This is a genomic window from Pseudonocardia sp. ICBG1142, from assembly GCF_020496255.1.
Lineage (GTDB): Bacteria > Actinomycetota > Actinomycetes > Mycobacteriales > Pseudonocardiaceae > Pseudonocardia.
Map to the genome: position 1 here is coordinate 75,372 of NZ_JAHLJC010000044.1, position 16,689 is coordinate 92,060.

Here is a 16,689-nt window from a genome sequence, read left to right on the forward strand (position 1 = left end):
GGGGTGCGGGCATGGCGAGCACGACGACGGCCGGGGTCCACCGCCGCCCCGTACCGCGGGTGGTCACGGTCCTCGCGCTCTGCGTGTTCGTCCTCGGGACCAGCGAGTTCGTCCTCACCGGCCTGCTGCCCGAGGTGGCCGCGGACCTCGGCGTCGACATCCCCGCGGCCGGGTACCTGATCTCCGGGTTCGCGGTCGGGATGGTCGTCGGGGCCCCGGCCGCGGCGGTGGCGACGCTGCGGCTGCCCCGGCGCACGACGCTCGTCGCGATGCTGCTCGCCGTGGCCGTGCTGCACGTCGTGGGGGCGCTGTGCACCGGCTACCCCCTGCTCATGGCGGTCCGGGTGCTGACGGCGGTGGCCACCGGCGGGTTCTGGGCGGTCGCGGCGGTGGTGACCGTGTCCTCGGTCGGGCCGGGTGACCGCGCGCGGGCGCTGTCCCGGCTGCTGGCGGGGGTGACGGTGTCGAACGTCGTCGGCATCCCGCTGGGCACCGTGCTCGGTCAGCAGTTCGGCTGGCGCGCGACGTTCTGGGCGATCGCGGCGCTGGCCCTGCTCGGGGTGGCCGGGGTGGCGGCGCTGGTCCCGCGCGGCAGGGGCGGGGAGCCGCCGCGACGACTGTCCGCCGAGCTCGTCGCCTTCCGCAGGCTCCGGCTGTGGGTCGCGCTGGGCACGACCGCGCTCTACCAGGCGGGCATGATCTCGATGCTCGCCTACCTCGCGGCGCTGCTCGTGTTCGTGGCCGGGCTCGCCCCGGGGTGGGTGCCCGTCGTGCAGTTCGGCGCCGGGCTGGGCTCGATCGGGGGGATCCTGCTCGGGGGTCGCCTGGCCGACCGTCATCCGTGGCCGACGCTGTTCGGGGCGCTGTGCGGTGCCGCGACCCTGCTCGCACTGCTGGGGACCACGGCGACGCTGCCCGGAGCAGCACCGGCGATCGCGGTCGGGCTGGGGTTCGTCGCCTTCGTCGCGTCGGCCCCGCTGAACGCCCGGGTCTTCGCGCTGGCCGGGGCCGCGCCGACGCTGGCGAGCGCGACCAACACCTCGGCGTTCAACGTCGGCAACGCGCTCGGCCCGGCGCTGGGCGGGCTCGCGATCGCCGGGGGCCTCGGACTGACCGCCCCGCCGCTGGTCGGCGCGGTGCTGGTGGTCGGTGCGGTCGTCCTGGCCCTGGTCTCGGTGCGGCTGGACCGCCGCCACGGTGCGCCGTGATGCCGTCCGCGCCCGGGGCGGGCAGGCTCCGGGGTGTGGACGACGAGGCGCTGCGGTACCCGGCCGTCGGAACCCTGTTCGGCGGCCAGGTCGACGGCGTCACCTGCGGGCCGTCGGTGCTGGTCGTGACCGCGGCGCTGACCGGCTCGGGGTGGCCCGGCGCGGTGGCGGGCCGGTTCGCCGCCGCGCAGCGGACCGCGCACCGCCAGGCCAACCGGCTCTGGCCGCGTGCGCTGGGGACCACGCCGTGGGGGATGCGGGCGTGGCTGCGCCGGCACGCGCCCGCCGCCGGACCGTTCCGGATCCGCCCGGCGACACGCGACGCACTCGCCGCGGTGCCCGCCGCCGTCGGCCCGGTCCCGCTGCTGGTCGGGTCCCGGTGGCTGCCGCGGCACTGGGTGCTGGTCCTGGGCGTCGACGACGACGGCCGGTGGCGCGTCTACGAGCCCGGCTCCGGCCGGGTGCGGGCCCTCGATCCGGGCCTGCTCCGCCGGGCGGACCCGACGGCCGTCGCGGCGGTGCTGGGATGGCCGCGGCCCTGGTGCCTGCTGCTGCCCACGGGTCGGGCGTAAACGCGCGGTGATCCGGACGTAACGGACGCGGGTGAGGGTGTGGACATGGCTCCCCCCGATCCCCGCCCGCTGCTCGCCGCGCTCGGCCGGCGCGACTTCCTCCGTGCGGCCGCGGCCGTGACCGCCGCCGGGGGACTGGTCGGCTGCAGTGCCTCCGTGGCCCCCGCCCCGGTGACCGCGACCCTGCCGGACGGGCCGCTGCAGCCCGGCGTGGGCGACATCCCCGGCGACCACTACCTCGGGTCCGACCCGGCGGACGTGCGCTGGGGCTACGTCCCGGCGATCGGGGCCGCCCCGGTGCTCACGATGCGGTCGGGGCAGACGGTCACCATCGACACCGTCTCCCACGAGGGCATCCTGGAGGACCAGGGCCGGGACCCGGTCGCCTGGTTCGGGCGCCACGGGGTCCCGGCCGACGGCGTGCTGTCCGACGCCGTCGCGGTCGCCAGGGACTACCGCCGCACCCCGCGCGACTTCGACGCCGACGGCCCGCACGTCATCACCGGCCCGGTGTTCGTCGAGGGCGCGCGCCCCGGCGACGTCCTCAAGGTCGAGACCCTGTCCGCGGTGCCCCGGGTGCCCTACGGCGTGGTCTCCAGCAGGCACGGGAAGGGGGCGCTCGGCCGCACCGCGTCCGGCGCGCCGCCCGCCGGGATCACCCTCGACGAGGTGATGCCGCCACCGGCCGCCGACGGACGTGCGACCGGCGACCCCGCGCGTTACGGCAACGTCTCGGTCTTCACCGCCGTCCGCGACGGCGCGGACGGCCCGGAGGCCTACCTGCCCTTCGGCGAGGGCCAGGAGGTGTCTTTCGGGCTGCGCCCGTTCATGGGCACCATGGGGGTGGCCCACGCCGCGGCGGACGCCGAGAACGCCCCCGAGCTGAACTCGATCCCGCCGACCCTGGGCGGCGGCAACATCGACATCCGGCTGCTCGGCCCGGACTCGGCGTTCTACCTGCCGGTCCGCGCGGAGGGGGCGCTGTTCCACGTCGGCGACCCGCACCTCGCGATGGGCGACGGGGAGGTCGCGCTGACCGCGCTGGAGGGCTCACTGCGTGCCACGTTCCGGCTCACCGTCTGCCGGCCGGGGGAGGGCACGGCCCCCTCGGTGGCCTTCGGCTACCCGTTCGGCGAGACCCCGGACGCCTGGGTGCCCATCGGGCTCTCCGACCCGGACGGGAGCACCGGCGGCCAGGGGACCGACCTCGACGTCGCGATGCGCCGGGCCGTGGTCAACGCACTCGACTTCCTGCAGGACGACCGGGGCATGGACCGGGCGACGGCGTACGCCTACCTCTCCGCGGCCGCCGACTTCGCGGTCTCGCAGGTGGTGGACCGGACGGTCGGGGTGCACGGGGTCATCCCCAAGGCACACTTCCGGTCCTGAGCGCGGCGGTCCGGGGGCCGGGAACCGGGTCGCCGTCGACTCGTAGACTTGACATGTGACCGAGACCCTGCCAGCGCGTACCGCCGACCTGCCCGCCAAGTGGACCCCGGGCGAGGTAGAGGGCGACATGTACCGCCGCTGGGTCGACGCCGGGTACTTCCGGGCCGACCCGTCGTCGGACGCCGACCCGTTCTGCATCGTCATCCCGCCGCCGAACGTCACCGGCAGCCTGCACCTGGGCCACGCGATGGACCACACGCTCATCGACGTCCTGACCCGGCGCGCCCGGATGCAGGGGCGCGACGCGCTGTGGCTGCCCGGCATGGACCACGCCGGGATCGCGACCCAGTCGGTCGTCGAGCGGCGGATGGCCGCCGCGGGGGAGCCGGACCGGCACGCGATCGGCCGTGCGGCGTTCGTCGAGAAGGTCTGGCAGTGGAAGGCCGAGTCCGGCGGCTCGATCCTCGGGCAGATGGAGCGCCTGGGCGACGGCGTCGACTGGTCCCGCGAGCGCTTCACCCTCGACGAGGGCCTGTCCCGCGCGGTCGCCACCGTCTTCAAGAAGATGTTCGACGACGGGCTGATCTACCGGGCCGAGCGCCTGGTCAACTGGTCCCCGGCGCTGCGCTCGGCGATCTCCGACATCGAGGTCGACCACATCGAGACCGAGGGCGAGCTCGTCTCGATGCGCTACGGCGACGGCGACGCCTCGGTCGTCGTCGCGACCACCCGGATCGAGACGATGCTGGGTGACACCGCGGTCGCCGTCCACCCCGACGACGAGCGCTACCGGCACCTGGTCGGCACCGAGATCGAGATGCCGATCACCGGGCGGATGATCCCGGTCGTCGCCGACGACTACGTCGACCCGGAGTTCGGCTCCGGCGCCGTCAAGATCACCCCGGCGCACGACCCGAACGACTTCGAGGTCGGCCGCCGCCACGACCTGCCGATGCCGACGATCATGGACGAGACCGGCACCATCGCCGGGACCGGCACCCGCTTTGACGGCATGGACCGGTTCGAGGCGCGCGCCGCGATCCGCGAGGAGCTGCGCGCGCAGGGGCGCATCGTCGCCGAGAAGCGGCCGTACCTGCACTCGGTCGGGCACTGCTCGCGCACCGGCGTCCCGATCGAGCCGCGGCTGAGCCTGCAGTGGTTCGTCAAGGTCGAGCCGCTCGCCCGCTCGGCAGGGGACGCCGTCCGCTCCGGCGAGACCGTCCTGCACCCGAAGGAGCAGGCCAAGCGGTACTTCGACTGGGTCGACAACATGCACGACTGGACGATCAGCCGGCAGCTGTGGTGGGGACACCGCATCCCGGTCTGGTACGGCCCGGCCGGCGAGGTCGTCTGCGTCGGGCCGGACGAGCAGCCGCCGTCCGGCGAGGGCTGGCGCCAGGACCCCGACGTCCTCGACACCTGGTTCTCCTCCGGGCTGTGGCCGTTCTCCACGCTCGGCTGGCCGGAGGAGACCCCGGACCTGGCGAAGTACTACCCGAACTCGGTCCTGGTCACCGGCTACGACATCCTGTTCTTCTGGGTCGTCCGGATGATGATGTTCGGGACCTACGTGATGGGGAAGGCCCCGTTCCGCGACGTCTACCTGCACGGGCTCATCCGCGACGAGCACGGCAAGAAGATGTCGAAGTCCAAGGGCAACGTCATCGACCCGCTCGCGCTGATCGATACCTACGGCGCGGACGCGCTGCGCTTCACCATCGCCCGCGGCTCCAACCCGGGCACCGACATGTCGCTGTCGGAGGAGTGGGTCGCCGGGTCCCGGAACTTCACGACCAAGCTCTGGAACATCACCCGGTTCGCCCTGTCCAAGGGGGCGGACCCGGCCCTGCCGCTGCCCGCCGAGGCCGACCGCACCGACGCCGACCGCTGGATCCTGGGCCGCCTGGCCGAGGTCCGTGCGCAGACCGACGAGCTGCTCGACGGCTACCAGTTCGCGAAGGCGACCGAGGGGCTCTACCACTTCGCGTGGGACGAGCTTGCCGACTGGTACGTCGAGCTGTGCAAGACCCAGCTCGACGACCCGGCCACCGAGCCGGGCACCCGGGCGATCCTCGGGCACGTCCTCGACGCGCTGCTGCGGATGCTGCACCCGATCGCGCCGTTCGTCACCGAGGCGCTGTGGACCGCGCTGACCGGCGGCGAGACCGTCGTGACCGCGGCCTGGCCGACGGCCGGGGACACCGGTGCGCCGGTCGACCCGGCCGCCACGGCCCGGGTCACCGCCGCGCAGAAGGTCATCACCGAGGTCCGCCGGTTCCGCACCGAGCAGGGGCTGCCCGACCGCAAGGCCGTCGCCGCCCGCCTGACCGGTCTCGGCGACGCCGGGCTGGCCGCGCACGAGCGCGCGCTGCGGTTCCTCACCCGCCTCGACCCGGCCGGTGACGGCTTCTCCACGACCGCGAGCCTGGAGGTCGCCACCTCGGGCGGCCCGGTCACCGTCGAGCTGGACACCTCGGGGGCGATCGACGTCGCCGCCGAGCGGGCCCGGCTCGGCCGCGACCTCGCCGCCGCGGAGAAGGAGCGCGACCAGGCGGACAAGAAGCTGGGCAACCCGAAGTTCACCGAGAAGGCGCCGGCCGAGGTCGTCGACGGGATCCGTGCCCGACACGCGACCGCCGTCGCCGACATCGACCGCATCACCGCGCGGCTCGCCGCGCTCCCGGAGGCCTGATCCCGCCGTGGCGAGGGAGAACGACGACTACGGTCACGACCTCGGGAACGACTTCACCGAGGAGGACTCGCCGACCTACGGCGGGGACCGGTGGGCCGAGGGCGGCTTCGGCCGCGACACCGAGGACGACCGCGACCCGGACGGCGACACCGACCGGGCCGCCGACACCGACGACGCGAACGACGGGGACGAGGCCGACGACGGCGAGGACCGGTCGGACGCCGCCGCACGGGGCGCGGACGACGACCGCGACGCCCCGGTGGACGCCCAGGAGGCGGTGATCGCGGCCGTCCTCGACGAGATCCGCGGCAGCGGGGACCCCGACGTCGTCCCGGCCCAGTCCACCGTCGCCGGCTACGCCGAGTTCCTCGCTGTCGACGCGGCGCTCGACCGGCGCTGGCCCGAGTCGGTGATGGAGCCGTCGCTGGACCGGATGCAGGCCCTGTGCGACGCCCTCGGTGACCCGCAGCGCGGCTACCCGATCGTGCATCTGACCGGCACCAACGGCAAGACCTCCACCTCCCGGATGGTCGACGCGCTGCTCACCGAGATCGGGCTGCGGACCGGGCGCTACACCAGCCCGCACCTGCAGCGCGCCACCGAGCGGATCAACCTCGACAACCGGCCGGTCACCCCCGAGCGCTACGTCGCCGCCTACCGCGAAGTGGAGCCGCTGGTCGAGCTCGTCGACGCCAAGCGCGGCGACGGGCCCGCGCTCAGCAAGTTCGAGGTGCTCACCGGGATGGCCTTCGCCGCCTTCTCCGACGCCCCGGTCGAGGCCGCGGTGATCGAGGTCGGGCTCGGCGGGCGCTGGGACGCCACCAACGTCGCCGACGCGCACGTCGCCGTCGTCCTGCCGGTGGGGCTCGACCACGCCGAGTACCTCGGCGACGACATCACCGACATCGCTCGCGAGAAGGCCGGGATCATCAAGGAGGGCTCGGTCGCCGTCCTCGCCGCCCAGGACCGGAAGGTCGCCGAGATCCTGCTGGAGCGCTGCGCCGAGGTCGGCGCGCAGGTCGCGCGGGAGGGCGCCGAGTTCGGCGTCGTGGAGCGGGAGATCGCCGTCGGCGGGCAGCGTCTGGAGCTGCAGGGTCTGTCCGGCCGCTACGACGAGATCTTCCTGCCGCTGCACGGCGAGCACCAGGCGTCGAACGCGGCGGTCGCGCTGGCCGCGGCCGAGGCGCTCGTCGGCGCCGGCACCGCGCAGCCCCTCGACCCCGACGCGGTCCGCGCCGCGTTCGCCTCCGTCCGCTCACCCGGACGGCTCGAACCCGTCGAGGGCGGGCCGGACCGGCCGACCGTGCTGCTCGACGCCGCGCACAACCCCGCCGGGGCGCAGGCACTCGCTGGCGCGCTCGGCACCGAGTTCCGCTTCACCCGGCTGGTCGGCGTGATCGGGGTGCTGGAGGGCAAGGACGCCCGCGGCATCCTGGAGGGCCTGCAGCCCGCGCTGCACGAGGTCGTCGTCACCACCAACTCCTCGCCGCGCGCGATGGACCCCGACGCGCTCGGCGCGCTCGCGGCCGAGGTGTTCGGCTCCGAGCGGGTCAGCGTCGAGCCGTCGCTGGCCGAGGCGCTCGAGCAGGCCCGGGAGATCGCCGAGGAGGCGGGCGGGTCCGGGGTCGGCGTCGTCGTCACCGGGTCGGTCGTCACCGTCGGCGAGGCGCGGGCACTGTTCGGGAAGGAGCCGGAGTGAGCGACGTCCCGGGCGTGCCCGAGGGTGTGCGGCCGCCGCCCACCGACCCGATGAAGGGCGCCCGCGGGGTGTTCGCCGCGACGCTGATCCTGGAGGCGATCGTCGTCCTCCTGGCGCTGCTGGTGCTCCCGCGCTTCGGCACCGGATCGACCGCGCTCGGCTTCGGCGTGGTGGCGGGCATCGCCGTCGCGATGATCCTGGCGTCGGGGGTGCAGCGACGGCCGTGGGGTCTCACCGCCGCGCTGGTGCTGCAGGCGGCCCTGCTCGTCGCGGCGCTGGTGTTCCTGCCGTCGCTGGTGGTGATCGCGGCGGTGTTCATCGTCGTCTGGGCGGTGCTGGTGTGGATGCGGCGCGAGGTGGCCCGGCGGATGGCGGCGGGGACGTTGCCGTCGCAGCAGGCGAGTGACGGTGGGTGACGGGCCCCGGTCGGGTCGTCGCTACCCTGTCGCACGTGACTGAACGCACTCTCGTCCTGGTCAAGCCCGACGGCGTCGCGCGCAAGCTCGTCGGCGAGGTCGTCTCGCGCATCGAGCGCAAGGGCCTCGATCTGGTCGCCCTCGACCTGCGCACGGTGGACCGTGAGCTGGCCGCCCAGCACTACGCCGAGCACGACGGCAAGCCCTTCTTCGAGGAGCTGCTGTCGTTCATCACCTCCGGCCCGGTCCTGGCCGCGGTCGTCGAGGGCCCCCGTGCCATCGCCGCCTGGCGGCAGATCGCCGGCGGCACCGACCCGGTGGAGAAGGCCACCCCCGGCAGCATCCGCGGCGACCTCGCCCTGGAGACCGGTTCCAACCTCGTGCACGGCTCGGACTCCCCGGAGTCGGCCGACCGGGAGATCAAGCTCTGGTTCCCGAACCTGTGACCGCAGGCGTCCCGGCCGTCCGCCGGGTCGTCGAGCCCCACCCCGGCGCCGCCGCCGCGCTCGGTGATCTCTGGATCGCCGTGACCGAGGCCGGCGGCGCCGTGGACTTCGTGCCCGGCGCCGACCCGGACGAGATCCGCGCACTGGCGGTGCAGACCGTCGACGCCGTCCGCTCCGGTGCCTCCCGGATGTTCGTGCTGGGGGAGGAGACCGCCCCGATGGGCACGGTCATCCTGGTCCCGAACACCGGCATCGCCGCGCACCGCGCCGACGTGCAACGCCTCATGGTCCGCCCGGACCTGCAGGGACGTGGTCTCGGCACGGTCCTGCTCGGAGCGGCCGTCGCCCACGCCCGTGAGACGGGCCTGGCGATGCTGACCCTCGGCGCCCGCGGCGGCACCCCGCTGCCCGCGTTCTACGCCGCACGCGGCTTCGTCGAGTACGGCAGGCTGCCGAACGGGGTGCGGCTCTCCCCGGAGGACGCGCGCGACGTGCACCTGTTCTTCCTCCCGCTCGCCTGACCCGGCCCGCGGGAGTGATCGATTCCCCCCGACAGCCGGATGGCAGAGGCCCCCGCCGCGGTCCACCATGTGGGCATGACCGTGCTGACCCCCCGCCCGACGACCGCGGATCTGGTCCGTGGGGTGGTCGTGGCGGTCCTGGCGATCCTGCAGGTGCTCGTGTCGGCGTTCGGGGGGTCGGCGATCGGCGCCGTCGCGCGCGACTACGACACCCCGCTGCTGGCCGCGGGCTGGGCGTTCGCCATCTGGGGCCCGATCTACCTGGGCGTGCTGGTCTACGCCGGCTACGCCCTGCTGCCCGGCCAGCGCGGCCGCGAGGTGCACCGCCGCATCGGCTGGTGGGTCGCGGCGACCGCGGTGCTCAACCCGCTGTGGATCGCGGCCTTCTCGAACCGGTGGGTGGTCACCGCCGAGGCGCTGCTGGTCCTGCTCGTCCTCGCGCTCGCCGTCGTGTACGGACGACTGTCCCGCAGCGTCGCCGACGGGTGGCCGGAACGGCTGGCGACGCGACTGCCGCTGGCGATCTACCTCGGCTGGTCCTCGGCCGCGCTGGTGCTGGGCCTGATGGCGGCGGGCGTCGCGGTCGGGCTGCCGTCGGACGGGGTGCTCCCGCAGGTCGCGGCGATCCTGCTGCTGGTGATCCTCACCGCGGTCGCGCTGTCGGTCGTCGGCTCCACCACCGGGTTCGCCGGCTTCGCCGGGGCGCTGTGCTGGGCGCTGCTCGGCATCGTGGCAGGCGACCGGCCGATCGCCGTGACCGTCGTGGCGGCGGTCGCCGCGGGGGTGATCGCGGTGCAGGCGGTGCGCCGGATCACGCGATCGGTCCAGCCCGCCCGGCTCGCCCTGGGCTGAGAGGAAAGCCGCACCGGGTCACCGGTCCCGCTTGCTACGGTCGCACCGGCAGGAGCAGTGGTACCAGGGAGGCCCGTCTTGATCACCGGAAGCATCGTCGCGATCGTGACCCCGATGCACGACAGCGGCGAGGTCGACCACACGGCCCTCGGCGAGCTCGTCGAGCGGCAGATCGACGCGGGCACCGCCGCGATCGTCTCGGTCGGCACGACCGGTGAGTCGTCGACGCTGTCGGTGCTCGAGCACACCGAGGTCATGCGGCGCACCATCGAGGTCGCGAACGGCCGCGTCCCGGTCATCGCCGGCACCGGCGCGAACTCCACCGACGAGGCCATCCACCTGACCCGCGCCGCGCGGGCGGCGGGCGCCGACGGGGCGCTGCTCGTGACGCCGTACTACAACAAGCCTCCGCAGGAGGGTCTCTACCAGCACTTCAAGCGGATCGCCGAGACCGTCGACATCCCGCAGTACCTCTACAACGTCCCGGGCCGCACGGCCTGCGACATGCTGCCGTCGACGGTGGCCCGGCTCGCGGAGATCCCGAACATCGTCGGCCTCAAGGAGGCCAAGGGCGACCTGGACCGGGTCCGTGAGCTCGTCGCGCTGGGCCTGGACGACTTCGCGCTGTACTCCGGCGACGACGGCACCGCCCGCGCGTCGATGCTCGCCGGGTTCCACGGCGACATCTCGGTCACCGCGAACGTCGCCCCGGAGACGATGGCCCGCATGTGCAAGGCCGCCGTCGCCGGCGACGCCGAGACCGCCTCCGCGCTCGACGCCGACCTCGCGGGTCTGCACGCGGCGCTGTTCTCCGAGCCGAACCCCATCCCGGTGAAGTGGGCGCTGACCGAGCTGGGGCTCATCCCCGGCGGGATCCGGCTGCCGCTGGTGCCGCTGGACGAGTGGCACCACGAGGACGTCCGCGCCGCGCTGCGGGCCGCGGGCCTGCTGTCCTGAGCTCCGGGCGCCCCCGGGGCGCTGCGTGCGCTCCGCGGTCGTCGGTCGGTGCCGCCGGTCCTCAGGAGTCGCCCGACCCGCCGGTGTCCTCGGACGTCGCCGTCGTCGGCCCCGCGCTGGTGGTCTTCACGTTGCGCACGATGTCGCGGCCGAAGGTGACGTCGACCCGCTCGGCCACGGCCAGCTCCAGCACGGCGATCATCACCTCGCCGGAGATGCGGCGCATCCGCTCGATCGTCTCGTAGACGCGCGGCCACTGGTCGTCCGGGCGGCCCTCGGCGTCGAAGGGCTGCCAGATCTCGCCGAGGAACAGGTCGACGTAGAGCTTCGCGACGGCGTCGGCGTGCTTGCGCAGCTGCTCCACGACGTCGAGCGAGCGGGTGATCGGGATGCCGAGCCCGGTCAGCTCGGCCGCGGCGTTCATCAGCCGCGGGCTGATCTCCTCGTAGGTGTCGTCGCCCAGCTCGCGCAGCAGGCCCATCTTGACCCCGCGCTTGGCGACGGCGATGTCGGTGCTCTGGTACCGCTCGGCGAGCTCGGCGAGCTGCACGATCTGCCGGTCCTCGGGCGCGAACAGCGCACGCACGGTCCGGATGAACTGCACCACCTGCTCGGTGGAACCACCGGTGGTGTCGAGCAGCTTCTTGATCGTGTCGAGCTTGACGCCCTCGTCCTGCAGGTCCTGGATCAGCTCCAGACGTGCCGCGTGCTCGGGGCCGTAGTAGCCCGTGCGGGCCTTGACCTGCGGCGGAGGCAGCAGCCCCCGGGACTGGTAGGCACGGATGTTGCGCACCGTGACACCGCTGGACCGCGCCAGCTCGTCGATGGTGCGCCAGTCCGCCGTCTCCGGGTCCTCGACCATGACACGGAGATTAACAGCCGAGCATGTGACACGGGAATCAGAGGGGAGCGGTTGCTATGTGACATCGGATGGTGCAGAGTGCATGTCATGTTCCGATCCGCTCCTGGCACGACCTCGCGGGGCCGGGGCCTGCTGGCCGCCGCGAGCGCTCTCACGACTCCGCTGCTGCCCGAGGACTTCCTGGCCCTGGTCGACCCGCTCTGGTCGACGACGTCGCTGCGCGGCCGGGTCGTCGCCCGTCGCCGCGAGACCGGGCGGGCCGTCTCGGTGACCATCGAACCCGGGTGGGCCTGGGCCGGGCACCGCGCCGGCCAGTACGTCGGCATCGGCGTCGACGTCGACGGCGTCCGGTTCACCCGGAGCTACTCGCTCACCTCCCCGGAGGGCGCCGAGCACCTCACGGTGACCGTGCAGGAGGTCGACGGCGGCGCCGTGTCGCCCACCCTGGTCCGCGACCTGCCGATCGGCACGATCGTCGAGCTGGAGCAGGCCGCCGGCGAGTTCACCCTGCCCGAGCCGCTCCCGGAGAAGCTGCTGTTCGTCACCGCGGGCAGCGGCATCACGCCGGTGATGGGCATGCTCCGCACGCTCGACCGCGCCGGGACGATGCCCGACGTGGTGCTGGTGCACGGTGCCCGCACGCCGGAGGACACGATCTTCCGCGCCGAGCTGGCCGGACTGGCCGCGCGGCACCCGTCGCTGCGGGTCGTGCTGCGCCACAGCGCCGTCTCCGGGCGGCTCGACCCCACGGTCATCGACACCGTCGTCGCCGACCGGGCGGACCGCACCGTCTACGCCTGCGGCCCCGACGGCCTGCTCGACGCCCTGGAGGGCGCCTGGGACGGCGTCGTGGCCGAGCGCTTCACCCCGCCGGCCCGCGCCACCGAGGGCACCGGCGGCACCGTCGACCTCGGCGGCGACGTCGTCGTCGAGCCGGGGCAGAGCCTCCTCGAGGCCGGGGAGGCGGCCGGGAGGCTCATGCCCAGCGGCTGCCGGATGGGCATCTGCTTCGGGTGCGTGCTGCCGCTGCGCGAGGGCAAGGTGCGCGACCTGCGCACCGGCGAGGCGCACGGCGAGCCCGGCGACCTCGTCCAGACCTGCATCAACTCCGCGTGCGGGCCCGCCCGCATCGACCTTCCCTGATCCTTCCGCCCTTGATCTTCCGCTCCGACCGAAGGAGGTCCTCATGACCGCCGTCCTGGAGAACCCCGCGCACCTCGAGCCCGGCCCGGAGGAGACCGGCCGGGAGCAGCACCCGCAGCGTCCGGTGCTGGAGCTCGTGCCCTCCTCGCGTCGCGAGGACGTGCAGGCCACGACCGAGCTGACCGCCGAGCAGATCGAGGAGCTCGGCCGCCGGCTCGACGCCATCCGCGACCGTGTCCTCGCCGAGCGCGGCGCGTCCGACGCCGAGTACATCCGCGGCGTCATCCGCAAGCAGCGGGCGCTGGAGATCGGCGGTCGTGCGCTGCTGTTCGCCGGGGTCCTGCCGCCGGCCTGGATCGCCGGCACCGCCATGCTCTCGATCGCCAAGATCCTCGAGAACATGGAGATCGGGCACAACGTCATGCACGGCCAGTGGGACTGGATGCGTGACCCGAAGATCCACTCGTCGACCTGGGAGTGGGACAACGTCTCGTCCTCGGCGGAGTGGAAGCACTCGCACAACTACATGCACCACACCTACACCAACGTCGTCGGCAAGGACCGCGACGTGGGCTACGGGATCCTGCGCCTGTCCGAGGAGCAGCGGTGGACGCCGTACTACCTCGGGAACCCGCTCTACAACTTCCTGCTCAGCCTGTTCTTCGAGTACGGCGTCGCGCTGCACGACCTCGAGGTCGAGAAGGTCGTGGCGGGGCAGAAGCCGCTGAGCCGGGTGTGGGAGCAGGTCAAGTCGATCGGCCGCAAGACCGGGCGCCAGATCCTGAAGGACTACGTCGCGTTCCCCGCGCTGGCCGGGCCGTTCTTCCTGCCGGTGCTCGCGGGCAACGTGACCGCGAACCTGGTGCGCAATGTGTGGTCGCACGCGGTGATCTTCTGCGGGCACTTCCCGACCGGGGCGGTGCAGTTCACCGAGGAGCAGCTCGAGGACGAGAGCCGCGGCGAGTGGTACGTCCGCCAGCTGCTGGGCTCGGCCAACCTCGACGGCGGCCGGTTCTTCCACCTGATGACCGGGCAGCTGAGCTTCCAGATCGAGCACCACCTGTTCCCCGACCTGCCCAGCAACCGCTACGCCGAGATCGCCCCCGAGGTCCGGGAGCTGTGCCGGGAGTACGGGCTGGAGTACACGACCGGGCCGCTGTGGAAGCAGTACATGCAGGTGCTCGGCACGATCAACCGACTGGCCCTGCCGAACGGCAAGCGCTGACCGCGGCCGCGCTGCTCGTCCCGCGGCGGCGGACCGGATCCCGGCCCGCCGCCGTCGTGGGCGCAGTGCGGGCCCTACAGGTCCGGGACGACGTCGAGGAAGCCGTGCACCTGCGCGATCCGGCCGTCGCCGTCGGTCACGACGACGTCGAACCCGACCACCGGGGGCTCGGCACCCGAGGCGAAGACCTCCGGCGGCGCCGCCTGCCAGCGGAACCGCGCGTGGTCGTGGTGCGCGTCGACCTCGCCGTCCAGCCGGAACTCGAACCCGGCCAGCTTCTCCCGGGCCGCGCCCAGGAACCCGGCGACGCCGTCGTGCCCGGTGACGTCGGCGAGCGGGTCGGTGTAGCGGACGTCGGTGGTGAACAGCTCGGCGACGCGGGCCTTCCGCGCCGCCGGGTCGGCCTCGTTGAACGTCGCGACGTAGCGCTCGGCGAGGGTGGTGAAGTCGGTCATCCCTACCTCCTGGGTGGTGCGGTCCGGTCGGCACCGAGCCTGCTGCCGCCGGCGCCGCGGCGCGATGACCTGCGGGGTAATCGGATCCACCTACCCCGCAGGTAGTCGTCGCGGCGTCCGGGCCGGGCTAGCGTCGGGCCGGTGAGCGACACCGACGCGCGCCCCGCCCGCACCGCCGGACCGGGGGAGATGCTGCGGTTCTGGCGGGGCCGCCGCCGGCGCAGCCAGCTCGACCTGGCACTGGCGGCGGTGGTCTCGGCGCGCCACCTCAGCTTCGTCGAGACCGGGCGTTCGGGCGCGAGCCGGGAGCTGCTGGGCGCACTCGCCGAGGCGTTGGAGATCCCGCTGCGGGAGCGGAACGCGTTGCTGCTGGCCGCCGGCTACGCGCCCGCCTACGCCGAGCGGTCGCTCGACGACCCGGATCTCGCGCCCGTGCGGGACGCGCTGGCGCGGCTCGTCGCCGGGCACGATCCGTACCCGGCCCTCGTCGTGGACCGCTGGGGCGACGTCCGGCTCGCCAACACCGCGGCCTCGGCGCTGCTCACCAGCCTCGACCCGGCGGTGCTCGGGCCGCCGCCGAACGTGCACCGGGTATGCCTGCACCCCGCCGGGCTCGCGCCGCGCATCCGCAACCTGGCCCAGTGGCGGGAGCACCTGCTGCACCGGCTCGAACGGCAGGTGCGGATGACCGCGGACCGGCGGCTCGTCGCGCTGCTCGCCGAGTGCCGGGGCTACCCCGGACCGGGGGAGACCGCGCTGCCGTCGCCGGGCTCGGACGTGCTGCTGCCGCTGGTCCTCGACACCGACGACGGCACGTTGACGTTCCACTCGGTGATCTCGACCTTCGGCGCACCGCACGACGTCACCCTCGCCGAGCTGGCGCTGGAGACCTTCCTGCCCGCGGACGACGCGACGCGCGCCGCCCTCACCCGCCGCGCCGGCCGCTGAGCCCCGTTCAGCCCGCGACACCCGAGGACAGCGACAGCACCGGCACCGTCCCGTTCAGCACCGAGTCCCCGATCACCTGCTGCTTGTAGACGATCGGGTTGTGCACCGCGAGGGTGCGGGCGTTGCGCCAGTGCCGGTCCAGCGCCCGGTCGACGTCGACCGTGGAGGCGCCGCCCACCTCGAACAGCTCCGAGGTCGCGTCCAGGACCAGCTGGGGCACGGTCGACTGGGCCCGGTACACGTCGAGCTCGGCCCTCGGGCCGTGCCCGGGATCGGTGAGTGCCCGCTCCCGCGAGGCCGCCGCGGCGTCGACCACGGCGGCGACGGTGAACGCGGCCGCGTCGACCCTGCCGACGACCTGCTGCACCAGCGGGTCGTCCTTGGGCAGGTCGGCGTTGCCGTAGGGCCAGTTGCGGCGCCGGTCGCGCACGTAGTCGGCGGCGTCGTCGGCGGCGCGCCGGGCGATCCCGGCCAGTGCCGCGAGCTGGACGAGCTGCAGGAACGCCTGCCGGACCGGCTGGTGCACGTCGGTCGGCGCGGGCCGCACCTGGGCCGGGTCGACCTCCACCGCGGTGAACCGGGTGGTGCCGCTGGCCGTGAGCTTCTGCCCGAAGCCGCGCCAGTCGTCGACCCGCTCGACACCCGGGGCGGTCGTCTCGACCAGCACGGTCACCCGCTCGCCGTTCTCGTCGAGGGCGACCACGTCGACCAGGTCGGCGTAGAGGGTCCCGGTGCAGTAGAACTTCTCGCCGTCGAGCAGGAGCTTGTCCCCGTCGCGGCGGAGCACCGTGGTGGCGGAGTTGCGCACCACCCCGCCGCGCTCGGAGATGGCGTTGCCGACCAGCCGCCCGGCCGCGATCTGCTCCACCCGCCCGCGCAACACCGGGTCGTCCGCGGCGCCTGCCGACCACAGCTCGGTGAACAGGAGGTGGGTCCGCAGAGCCTGCGGGATGTTCGAGTCCGCCGCACCCAGCTCGACGAGCAGCCCGAACAGCTGGCGCAGCGAGGCGCCCGCGCCGCCGGCCTCCACCGGCAGCCGGACGGCGCCGAACCCGGCGTCGCGCAGGGCGGCGATCTCCGCCACGGGCAGGCGCCGGTTCAGCTCGCGTTCGACCGCACCGGCGGCGATCCGGTCGAACAGCGGGCGGAACCGGGCGTGCAGCTCGGCGTCGGTCACGGACACGGGGGTCTCCTGGGAGCTCGGGGACGACACACGTGGGGAACAGGGTCGGGAGGCGAGCGTAGGTCTCCCGCCCCGTGGGCCGCCGTGACCCGCGCCTCAGCCGGTGTGCGGGCGGCCGACG

The 16,689-nt window shown here is 74.0% G+C and carries 16 protein-coding genes; 13 read left to right on the forward strand and 3 right to left on the reverse strand.

Translation table 11 applies throughout. From position 1 onward, the window contains the following. The first annotated feature begins 11 nt into the window (after positions 1-11). From KPL59_RS34470 to dapA, 10 genes are all read left to right on the forward strand, one after another. Positions 12-1,208 (forward strand): MFS transporter, encoded by a 1,197-nt coding sequence (locus KPL59_RS34470; RefSeq protein WP_226358845.1) that lies wholly within the window; start codon positions 12-14, stop codon positions 1,206-1,208. Next, complete coding sequence (locus KPL59_RS34475; RefSeq protein WP_226358846.1) at positions 1,208-1,780, forward strand: hypothetical protein; 573 nt, start codon at positions 1,208-1,210, stop codon at positions 1,778-1,780. Before KPL59_RS34470 ends, KPL59_RS34475 begins: the two co-directional genes overlap by 1 nt. A 45-nt stretch (positions 1,781-1,825) precedes the next feature. Then, positions 1,826-3,169, forward strand: a complete 1,344-nt coding sequence (locus tag KPL59_RS34480; RefSeq protein ID WP_226363285.1) for an acetamidase/formamidase family protein — start codon at positions 1,826-1,828, stop codon at positions 3,167-3,169. Positions 3,170-3,224: 55 nt separating this feature from the next. Further along, positions 3,225-5,861: a valine--tRNA ligase gene (locus tag KPL59_RS34485; protein WP_226363286.1), complete on the forward strand. Its 2,637-nt coding sequence runs from the start codon at positions 3,225-3,227 to the stop codon at positions 5,859-5,861. Positions 5,862-5,868: 7 nt separating this feature from the next. After that, positions 5,869-7,560: a folylpolyglutamate synthase/dihydrofolate synthase family protein gene (locus KPL59_RS34490; RefSeq protein ID WP_020627667.1), complete on the forward strand. Its 1,692-nt coding sequence runs from the start codon at positions 5,869-5,871 to the stop codon at positions 7,558-7,560. Then, a complete protein-coding gene (locus KPL59_RS34495; protein WP_308188004.1) occupies positions 7,557-7,976 on the forward strand; it encodes a DUF4233 domain-containing protein in 420 nt (139 codons plus the stop codon). The genes KPL59_RS34490 and KPL59_RS34495 overlap by 4 nt, the downstream gene beginning before the upstream one ends. Before the next feature lie 35 nt (positions 7,977-8,011). Beyond that, positions 8,012-8,422 (forward strand): nucleoside-diphosphate kinase, encoded by a 411-nt coding sequence (gene ndk, locus KPL59_RS34500; RefSeq protein WP_043281923.1) that lies wholly within the window; start codon positions 8,012-8,014, stop codon positions 8,420-8,422. After that, positions 8,419-8,943, forward strand: a complete 525-nt coding sequence (locus KPL59_RS34505; RefSeq protein ID WP_226363287.1) for an N-acetyltransferase — start codon at positions 8,419-8,421, stop codon at positions 8,941-8,943. Before ndk ends, KPL59_RS34505 begins: the two co-directional genes overlap by 4 nt. A gap of 75 nt (positions 8,944-9,018) precedes the next feature. Beyond that, the gene (locus tag KPL59_RS34510) at positions 9,019-9,795 is read left to right on the forward strand and encodes a hypothetical protein (protein ID WP_226363288.1); all 777 of its coding nucleotides are present in this window, start codon (positions 9,019-9,021) and stop codon (positions 9,793-9,795) included. 78 nt (positions 9,796-9,873) lie between these two features. Next, entirely contained in the window at positions 9,874-10,752 is an 879-nt protein-coding gene (dapA, locus tag KPL59_RS34515; protein WP_020627660.1) for a 4-hydroxy-tetrahydrodipicolinate synthase, read from the forward strand. A 61-nt stretch (positions 10,753-10,813) separates the two neighbouring features. Here dapA and KPL59_RS34520 read toward each other — a convergent pair whose 3' ends face one another. Then, the gene (locus KPL59_RS34520; RefSeq protein ID WP_226363289.1) at positions 10,814-11,614 is read right to left on the reverse strand and encodes a MerR family transcriptional regulator; all 801 of its coding nucleotides are present in this window, start codon (positions 11,612-11,614) and stop codon (positions 10,814-10,816) included. A gap of 87 nt (positions 11,615-11,701) precedes the next feature. Here KPL59_RS34520 and KPL59_RS34525 point away from each other — a divergent pair, with 87 nt between their 5' ends. Both KPL59_RS34525 and KPL59_RS34530 read left to right on the forward strand, forming a co-directional pair. Beyond that, positions 11,702-12,757 carry a ferredoxin reductase gene (locus KPL59_RS34525; protein ID WP_226363290.1) on the forward strand — a complete coding sequence of 352 codons (1,056 nt, stop codon included), beginning with the start codon at positions 11,702-11,704 and terminating at the stop codon, positions 12,755-12,757. Positions 12,758-12,800: 43 nt separating this feature from the next. Further along, the gene (locus KPL59_RS34530; protein ID WP_020627657.1) at positions 12,801-13,982 is read left to right on the forward strand and encodes an acyl-CoA desaturase; all 1,182 of its coding nucleotides are present in this window, start codon (positions 12,801-12,803) and stop codon (positions 13,980-13,982) included. Between the two features lie 74 nt (positions 13,983-14,056). On the opposite strand, the gene KPL59_RS34535 is transcribed toward KPL59_RS34530, so the two are convergent. Continuing rightward, a complete protein-coding gene (locus tag KPL59_RS34535; RefSeq protein ID WP_020627656.1) occupies positions 14,057-14,437 on the reverse strand; it encodes a nuclear transport factor 2 family protein in 381 nt (126 codons plus the stop codon). Positions 14,438-14,626: 189 nt separating this feature from the next. Between KPL59_RS34535 and KPL59_RS34540 the strand changes: the two genes are divergently transcribed. Further along, a complete protein-coding gene (locus KPL59_RS34540; protein WP_226363312.1) occupies positions 14,627-15,385 on the forward strand; it encodes a helix-turn-helix domain-containing protein in 759 nt (252 codons plus the stop codon). 7 nt (positions 15,386-15,392) lie between these two features. On the opposite strand, the gene KPL59_RS34545 is transcribed toward KPL59_RS34540, so the two are convergent. Continuing rightward, complete coding sequence (locus KPL59_RS34545) at positions 15,393-16,568, reverse strand: acyl-CoA dehydrogenase (RefSeq protein ID WP_226363291.1); 1,176 nt, start codon at positions 16,566-16,568, stop codon at positions 15,393-15,395. Positions 16,569-16,689: the final 121 nt, after the last annotated feature.

Coding starts and splice junctions, on each gene's coding strand:
- KPL59_RS34470 (WP_226358845.1), top strand. CDS start 12: ATGGCGAGCACGACGACGGCCGGGGTCCACCGCCGCCCCGTACCGCGG.
- KPL59_RS34475 (WP_226358846.1), top strand. CDS start 1,208: ATGCCGTCCGCGCCCGGGGCGGGCAGGCTCCGGGGTGTGGACGACGAG.
- KPL59_RS34480 (WP_226363285.1), top strand. CDS start 1,826: ATGGCTCCCCCCGATCCCCGCCCGCTGCTCGCCGCGCTCGGCCGGCGC.
- KPL59_RS34510 (WP_226363288.1), top strand. CDS start 9,019: ATGACCGTGCTGACCCCCCGCCCGACGACCGCGGATCTGGTCCGTGGG.
- KPL59_RS34520 (WP_226363289.1), bottom strand. CDS start 11,614: ATGGTCGAGGACCCGGAGACGGCGGACTGGCGCACCATCGACGAGCTG.
- KPL59_RS34525 (WP_226363290.1), top strand. CDS start 11,702: ATGTTCCGATCCGCTCCTGGCACGACCTCGCGGGGCCGGGGCCTGCTG.
- KPL59_RS34530 (WP_020627657.1), top strand. CDS start 12,801: ATGACCGCCGTCCTGGAGAACCCCGCGCACCTCGAGCCCGGCCCGGAG.
- KPL59_RS34535 (WP_020627656.1), bottom strand. CDS start 14,437: ATGACCGACTTCACCACCCTCGCCGAGCGCTACGTCGCGACGTTCAAC.
- KPL59_RS34540 (WP_226363312.1), top strand. CDS start 14,627: ATGCTGCGGTTCTGGCGGGGCCGCCGCCGGCGCAGCCAGCTCGACCTG.